Origin of the sequence: Methylorubrum podarium, from assembly GCF_022179745.1 — a bacterium.
GTDB lineage: Bacteria > Pseudomonadota > Alphaproteobacteria > Rhizobiales > Beijerinckiaceae > Methylobacterium > Methylobacterium podarium.
The window spans coordinates 1-6,629 of record NZ_BPRD01000481.1; the positions used below are offsets into that span (position 1 = coordinate 1).

Consider the following 6,629-nt stretch of genomic DNA (forward strand, 5'->3'; position numbering starts at 1 on the left):
CGGCCGCGGGCCGACGCGATCTCCGAGGAGAGACCGGCGGACGCATGGCGGCGGCTGTTTCGTTTCGAGGCACAGGGTCGCCCAAGAGCGTAAAGCCCCGCTTAACGACGCCGGAATTTCGCCCGCCCGGCGGTCGAGGCGACACAACCGCCGTTCCGTCGGCCCTGCGGCGCCCGGGATTGCGGGCCGCAGTTGATCGTAGGGACCTCCCGCTCGATATCTGCCCCTGCCCGCGCCGGAGCGACCGATTCCGGAACGGTGGTCAACGCGTCGAGGAAACCGCACATCATGTCGAGCCGAGCCGTTTTCGCCGCCCTGGCCCCGGATCTGCCGAGGGGGGCCGAGGAACTCGCGGCCGTGCGCAGCGCCGTTCAGGCGGCGGATCTCGGGGTGCTGCCCGAATGGGACCTCACCGACCTCTATCCGGGCATGGACGCGCCCGCCTTCCGGGACGACCTCGAACGGGCCGAGGTGGAGAGCCGAGCCTTCGCCGAGCGCTATGCCGGCCGAATCGCCGAGATCGCCGGCGGGCCGGACGCCTCCTCCGTCCTCGGCGAGGCGGTGCAGGCCTACGAGCGGATCGAGGATCTGATGGGCCGGCTGATGTCCTATGCCGGCCTCGTCTATTCCGGCGACACCACCGACGAGACCCGCGCCAAGTTCTACGGCGACACCCGCGAGCGGCTGACCACGGCATCCGGCGACCTGCTGTTCTTCGGCCTGGAACTGAACCGCGTCGAGGATGCCGTGCTCGATGCGGCAATGGCCGACGGTCCGCTCGCCCGCTACCGGCCCTGGATCGAGGACCTGCGCCGCGAGAAGCCGTACCAGCTCGACGACCGCACGGAGAAACTGTTCCTCGACAAGTCGGTGACGTCGAGCGCCGCCTGGGACCGGCTCTTCAACGAAACGATCGCCTCGCTGCGCTTCCCCGTGCAGGGCGAGCGCCTGACGCTGGAGCCGACCCTGAACAAGCTTCAGGATCCGGACGGGGCGGTGCGCAAGGAGGCGGCGCTGGCGCTCGGCGAGACGCTGCGGGCGAACCTTCGCATCTTCGCGCTGATCACCAACACGCTGGCCAAGGACAAGGAGATCTCCGACCGCTGGCGCGGCTTCAAGGACGTGGCCGATGCCCGCCACCTCTCGAACCGCGTCGAGCCGGAGGTCGTCGCGGCCATGGTGGAGGCCGTGCGCGCGGCCTATCCGCGCCTGTCGCACCGCTACTACCGGCTCAAGGCGAAGTGGTTCGGCGTCGAGGCGCTGCCCTATTGGGACCGTAACGCGCCGCTGCCGAAGGTGGAGCAGCGCACGATCCCCTGGGCGCAGGCCCGCGACACGGTGCTGGAGGCCTACAACGCGTTCTCGCCCGACATGGCCGGCATCGCCAAAAAGTTCTTCGACGGCGGCTGGATCGACGCGCCGACCCGGCCCGGCAAGGCGCCCGGCGCCTTCGCGCATCCGACGGTGCCCTCGGCCCATCCCTACGTTCTGGTGAACTACCAGGGTAAGCCGCGGGACGTGATGACGCTGGCGCACGAACTCGGCCACGGCGTGCATCAGGTGCTCGCCGCCCCGAACGGCGCGCTGATGGCGCCGACGCCGCTGACATTGGCGGAGACCGCGAGCGTGTTCGGCGAGATGCTGACCTTCCGCCGCCTGCTCGGCCAGACCACCGACCCGACCCAGCGCCGGGCGATGCTGGCGGCCAAGGTCGAGGACATGATCAACACGGTGGTGCGCCAGATCGCGTTCTACTCGTTCGAGCGGAAGGTCCACCTCGCCCGCGTCAAGGGCGAGCTGACGGCCGAGCAGATCAACGAGCTCTGGATGTCGGTGCAGTCGGAGAGCCTCGGCCCGGCCATCACCCTCGACAAGGGCTACGAGCCGTTCTGGGCCTACATCCCGCACTTCATCCACTCGCCGTTCTACGTCTACGCCTACGCCTTCGGCGACTGCCTCGTGAACTCGCTCTACGGCGTCTACGCCCGCGCCGAGCCGGGCTTCGTCGAGCGCTATTTCGCCCTGCTCTCGGCCGGCGGCTCGAAGCCCTACGGCGAGCTGCTCAAGCCGTTCGGGCTCGACGCGAGCGATCCGGGCTTCTGGCAGATCGGGCTCGGAATGATCGAGGGGATGATCGCGGAGCTGGAGGCGATGGAGGATGCGTAGGCCGCAATCTATGGGCCTTGGCCTCGACGTGTTATACGCACGTTGAACGCAGGTAAGCTGGGAGGCCCATCAACGTGAAGCTCGAAATCAAGCGCATCGGAAACTCGACCGGTCTGATCCTGCCGAAGGAACTCGTCGGCAGGCTCAAACTGGATCAGGGCGATTGGCTGCATGTCACCGAGAACGCGGACGGCACGCTGCATCTCTCGCCCTATGATCCGACTTTCGAGAAGGGCATGAAGATCGCCGAGAAGGCGATGAAGACCTATCGCAACGCGCTCGCCGAGTTGGCGAAGTGAGCGAGATCGTTTGGCTGACAAGCGACCTCGTCCAGGCCATTCACGCACAGCAGCTCAAGCTCTTCGGCGGGCCTCCAGGCCTGCGCGATGAGGGCGCGCTCGAATCGGCCCTCGGTCGACCCATCAATCGCGTAGGCTACGGCGAGCCTGACTTGGCTGAACTCGCCGCAGCCTACGCCTTCGGCATTGCCAAAAACCATCCCTTCATCGACGGCAACAAGCGCGCTGCGCTCCTGGCGTTGGTGACCTTCCTCGGGCTGAACGATATCGATTTCGTCGTTGACGAAGCGGAGGCGGTGCTGATGATCCGTGGTCTCGCTGCAGGCGAGATCGACGAATCCGGCCTCACCCGCTGGATCCGCGACAACTGGCCGAAAGCGTAGCGCCCGCCGCGGCGCGCCGTCCCAGCGCCCTGTGCGCGGGACACCGGGCTGCCTATCTCCGGTCGAGTCCCGAAAGGAATCGATCCGAGTCCATGGCCGAGACCGACCGCGAAGCCAACCGCTTCACCGCCCGCGCGAGCCGCTACGCCAGCGTCGGCGCCAATGTCGGAGGGGTAGCCGCGCGGATGGCGGCGGCGCGCCTGTTCGGCGGCAAGGACGGCGCGAGCCTGACCAACGCGGCGGCCCTGGCCCAGGCCCTCGGCGGCCTGAAGGGGCCGATCATGAAGGTGGCGCAGCTCCTCGCCACCGTGCCGGATCTCCTGCCGCCGGAATACGCCGCCGAGCTGCAGAAGCTTCAGGCCGACGCGCCGCCGATGGGGGCGGCCTTCGTCAAGCGCCGGATGATGGCCGAACTCGGCGCCGACTGGCAGAGCCGCTTCGGCCGATTCGACCTGAAACCCGCGGCAGCCGCCTCCCTGGGGCAGGTCCACCGCGCCGAATCGCTCGACGGCGCGCCGCTCGCCTGCAAGCTCCAGTATCCCGACATGCAGTCGGCGGTGGAGGCCGATCTCAAGCAGCTCCAGGTCGCCTTCGCCCTGCATCGCCGGATGAATTCCTGGCTCGACACGTCGGAGATCTCCAAGGAGATCGGCGCGCGGGTGCGCGAGGAACTCGATTACGGCCGCGAGGCCAAGCACGCCGCCCTCTACGGCAGCGTGCTCAAGGACATCGATTCGGTGCGGGTGCCGACGGTGCACCCCGATCTCTCCACGAAGCGGCTCCTCACCCTCGGCTGGCTCGACGGCGAGAGGATCCTGACCTTCGCCGACGCCCCGATCGAGATCCGCAACCGCATCGCCCAGGCGATGTTCCGGGCGTGGTGGCATCCGTTCAGCCGCGCCGCGGTGATCCACGGCGATCCGCATCTCGGCAACTACACCGTCTTCTCCGAGGGCGGCGAGGCGCAGGGCATCAACCTGCTCGATTACGGCTGCGTGCGCATCTTCCATCCGCGCTTCGTCGGCGGTGTGGTCGATCTCTACCGCGGATTGCTGAACAACGATCGCGACCGCGTGGTCCACGCCTATGAGGTCTGGGGCTTCAAGAAGCTCGACAAGGAGACCGTCGACATCCTCAACATCTGGGCCCGCTTCATTTACGGACCCCTGCTGGAAGACCGCACGCGCACCGTCGCGGACGGGGTCGAGCCCGGGGCCTACGGCCGGCGCGAGGCGTTTTCCGTCCACCAGGCGCTGAAGGAGCGGGGTCCGGTCACCGTCCCACAGGAATTCGTGTTCATGGACCGGGCCGCGGTCGGGCTCGGCGCGGTCTTTCTGCACCTGCGCTCCGAACTGAATTATCATCGGCTGTTCGAGGCGGAGATCGAGCGATTCTCGCTCGAAACCCTGTCCGAGCGGCAGGGCACGGCCCTGGCCGAGGCGGGTCTGCCCAACCCGACGTAACAAAAAGTCGGCTCAAGACGTGCCGGCCCGACCGTCAAGCTGATTGCGAGCGGGATAGCCTTGCGCTAAATCCGCGCGTGACAAGCAAAACGATATCAGGGAACGGGCGCGCAATGGCGGACACGAAGACCCTCACCGGCCTGAACTACAGCCCGGCGATGGACGAGAAGACCCACGAGCAGACCTATCGGGGCTTCATCCGCTTCGTCGAGATCGGCACGGTCACGGTTCTGTGCTGGGTCGTGGCCCTCGCCATCGGCGGCGTGCACGAAGCCTGGGTGACCGCCATCATCGGCGTGCTGGTCTCCTGGGCGGCCGCGGCGGCCGGCGCCTTCGTTCCGGCCATCGGCTGGAAGGCCCAGGCCTTCGTCCTCGCAGCCCTCCTCGCGATCCTCTTCCTGAGCTGAGGACCGAATGTTTCGGGCCGGCCCCACGGGTCGGCCTTTTCCAGATCTGAACTTCCACGAAGGCTCGGATACCGGCACGCCGAAGGGCGGCTGTAAGAACGGGAGCAACTGATGCGTATTGCCGTCTTGACGGAGACGGACCCGATAGAACCACGGGTCGCGGCCGTCCCAGAAACGGTCAAGAAGTTCATTGGTCTGGGCAGTGAGGTCGTCGTGCAATCGGGGGCCGGCACCAAGGCCGGCGTTCCCGATTCCGAGTACGAGGCGGCCGGCGCCAAGATCGCCGGAAGCGCCGAGGAGGCTCTGTCCGGCTCGGATCTGGTCCTCAAGGTCCGCCGTCCCAACGCGGACGAGCTTGCCAAGATCCAGAAGGGTGCCGTGGTCGTCGCGATCATGGACCCCTACGGCCACGAGGACGCGCTGAAGGCCATGGCCGAGGCGGGTGTCTCCGGCTTCGCCATGGAGCTGATGCCCCGCATCACCCGCGCGCAGGTGATGGACGTGCTCTCGTCCCAGGCCAACCTTGCCGGCTACCGCGCCGTGGTCGATGGGGCCGCCGAGTACGGCCGCTCCCTGCCGATGATGATGACCGCCGCGGGCACCGTCCCGGCCGCGCGCATCTTCATCATGGGTGTCGGCGTCGCCGGCCTCCAGGCCATCGCCACCGCCCGCCGCATGGGCGCCGTGGTGACCGCCACGGACGTGCGCCCCGCCACCAAGGAACAGGTCGAATCGCTCGGCGCCAAGTTCGTCGCGGTCGAGGACGACGAGTTCAAGCAGGCCGAGACGTCCGGCGGCTACGCCAAGGAGATGTCGGCCGAGTACCAGAAGAAGCAGGCGGAGCTGGTCAAGGGCCACATCGCCAAGCAGGACATCGTCATCACCACGGCCCTGATCCCGGGCCGCCCGGCGCCGAAGCTCGTCTCCGAGGAGATGGTCGCCTCGATGAAGCCGGGTTCGGTGCTCGTCGACCTCGCGGTCGAGCGCGGCGGCAACGTCGCGGGTGCGAAGGCGGGTGAGATCGTTACCGTCGGCAACGGCGTGAAGATCGTCGGCCACGTCAACGTGCCCGGCCGCCTCGCGGCGACCGCCTCGAGCCTCTACGCCCGCAACCTCTTCTCCTTCGTCGAGACGATGATCGACAAGGAAGCGAAGGCGCTGGCGGTGAAGTGGGACGACGAACTCGTCAAGGCCACCAACCTCACCCGCGACGGTCAGGTGGTTCACCCCAACTTTCAGCCCAAAGCCTGATCGGTCGCGGAGGATCTCATCATGGCAACCCCCCTTCCGCCCGTCTCGCCTGCTGATCAGGCCCAGGCCGCCGCGGCCGCCGCACGCGCCGCGGCCGACATCGCCCAGCAGAACGCCGCCCACGCGCAGTCGATTGCCGATGCGATCGGCCACGGCGTGGCGGCCGCCACCCACGGCGCGGTCGATCCGACCGTGTTCCGTCTCGCGATCTTCGTGCTCGCGATCTTCGTCGGCTACTACGTCGTCTGGTCGGTGACGCCCGCGCTGCACACGCCGCTCATGTCCGTCACCAACGCGATCTCCTCCGTCATCATCGTCGGCGCGCTGCTCGCCGTCGGCGTCCCGCTGATCGAGAAGGGCACCGGCTGGGCCCGCTTCTTCGGCTTCATCGGTATCGTCCTCGCCTCCGTGAACATCTTCGGCGGCTTCCTCGTCACGCAGCGCATGCTCGGCATGTACAAGAAGAAGGTCTGAGGCGATGTCTGAAAACGTCTCATCCCTTCTCTACATCGTCTCCGGCGTCCTGTTCATCATGGCGCTGCGGGGGCTCTCGCACCCGACGACCGCTCGTCAGGGCAACCTCTACGGCATGGTGGGCATGGGGCTCGCCATCCTCACCACGCTGGTCGGCCACCCGCCGTCCGGCCTCAGCGCCTGGAT

The 6,629-nt window shown here is 67.6% G+C and carries 8 protein-coding genes; all 8 read left to right on the plus strand.

What is annotated here, in order from left to right:
- Positions 1–288: 288 nt before the first annotated feature.
- Positions 289–2,166 carry a M3 family oligoendopeptidase gene (locus tag MFF42_RS21440; RefSeq protein WP_238257594.1) on the plus strand — a complete coding sequence of 626 codons (1,878 nt, stop codon included), beginning with the start codon at positions 289–291 and terminating at the stop codon, positions 2,164–2,166.
- A gap of 74 nt (positions 2,167–2,240) precedes the next feature.
- Entirely contained in the window at positions 2,241–2,465 is a 225-nt protein-coding gene (locus MFF42_RS21445; protein ID WP_238257596.1) for an AbrB/MazE/SpoVT family DNA-binding domain-containing protein, read from the plus strand.
- The gene (locus MFF42_RS21450; protein WP_238257597.1) at positions 2,462–2,848 is read left to right on the plus strand and encodes a type II toxin-antitoxin system death-on-curing family toxin; all 387 of its coding nucleotides are present in this window, start codon (positions 2,462–2,464) and stop codon (positions 2,846–2,848) included. Before MFF42_RS21445 ends, MFF42_RS21450 begins: the two co-directional genes overlap by 4 nt.
- 92 nt (positions 2,849–2,940) lie before the next feature.
- Positions 2,941–4,311 (plus strand): ABC1 kinase family protein, encoded by a 1,371-nt coding sequence (locus tag MFF42_RS21455; protein ID WP_238257599.1) that lies wholly within the window; start codon positions 2,941–2,943, stop codon positions 4,309–4,311.
- 113 nt (positions 4,312–4,424) lie between these two features.
- Entirely contained in the window at positions 4,425–4,718 is a 294-nt protein-coding gene (locus tag MFF42_RS21460; RefSeq protein ID WP_238257600.1) for an aa3-type cytochrome c oxidase subunit IV, read from the plus strand.
- A gap of 111 nt (positions 4,719–4,829) precedes the next feature.
- The gene (locus MFF42_RS21465; protein ID WP_238257602.1) at positions 4,830–5,969 is read left to right on the plus strand and encodes a Re/Si-specific NAD(P)(+) transhydrogenase subunit alpha; all 1,140 of its coding nucleotides are present in this window, start codon (positions 4,830–4,832) and stop codon (positions 5,967–5,969) included.
- A 21-nt stretch (positions 5,970–5,990) separates the two neighbouring features.
- Positions 5,991–6,443, plus strand: a complete 453-nt coding sequence (locus MFF42_RS21470) for a proton-translocating transhydrogenase family protein (protein WP_238257604.1) — start codon at positions 5,991–5,993, stop codon at positions 6,441–6,443.
- A 4-nt stretch (positions 6,444–6,447) separates the two neighbouring features.
- A partial coding sequence (locus MFF42_RS21475) for an NAD(P)(+) transhydrogenase (Re/Si-specific) subunit beta (protein ID WP_238257605.1) occupies positions 6,448–6,629 on the plus strand: 182 nt, incomplete at its 3' end.

Excerpts from the sequence above, each read along its gene's own strand:
- MFF42_RS21465 (WP_238257602.1), top strand. The coding sequence starts at position 4,830 with ATGCGTATTGCCGTCTTGACGGAGACGGACCCGATAGAACCACGGGTC.
- MFF42_RS21455 (WP_238257599.1), top strand. The coding sequence starts at position 2,941 with ATGGCCGAGACCGACCGCGAAGCCAACCGCTTCACCGCCCGCGCGAGC.
- MFF42_RS21440 (WP_238257594.1), top strand. The coding sequence starts at position 289 with ATGTCGAGCCGAGCCGTTTTCGCCGCCCTGGCCCCGGATCTGCCGAGG.
- MFF42_RS21460 (WP_238257600.1), top strand. The coding sequence starts at position 4,425 with ATGGCGGACACGAAGACCCTCACCGGCCTGAACTACAGCCCGGCGATG.
- MFF42_RS21470 (WP_238257604.1), top strand. The coding sequence starts at position 5,991 with ATGGCAACCCCCCTTCCGCCCGTCTCGCCTGCTGATCAGGCCCAGGCC.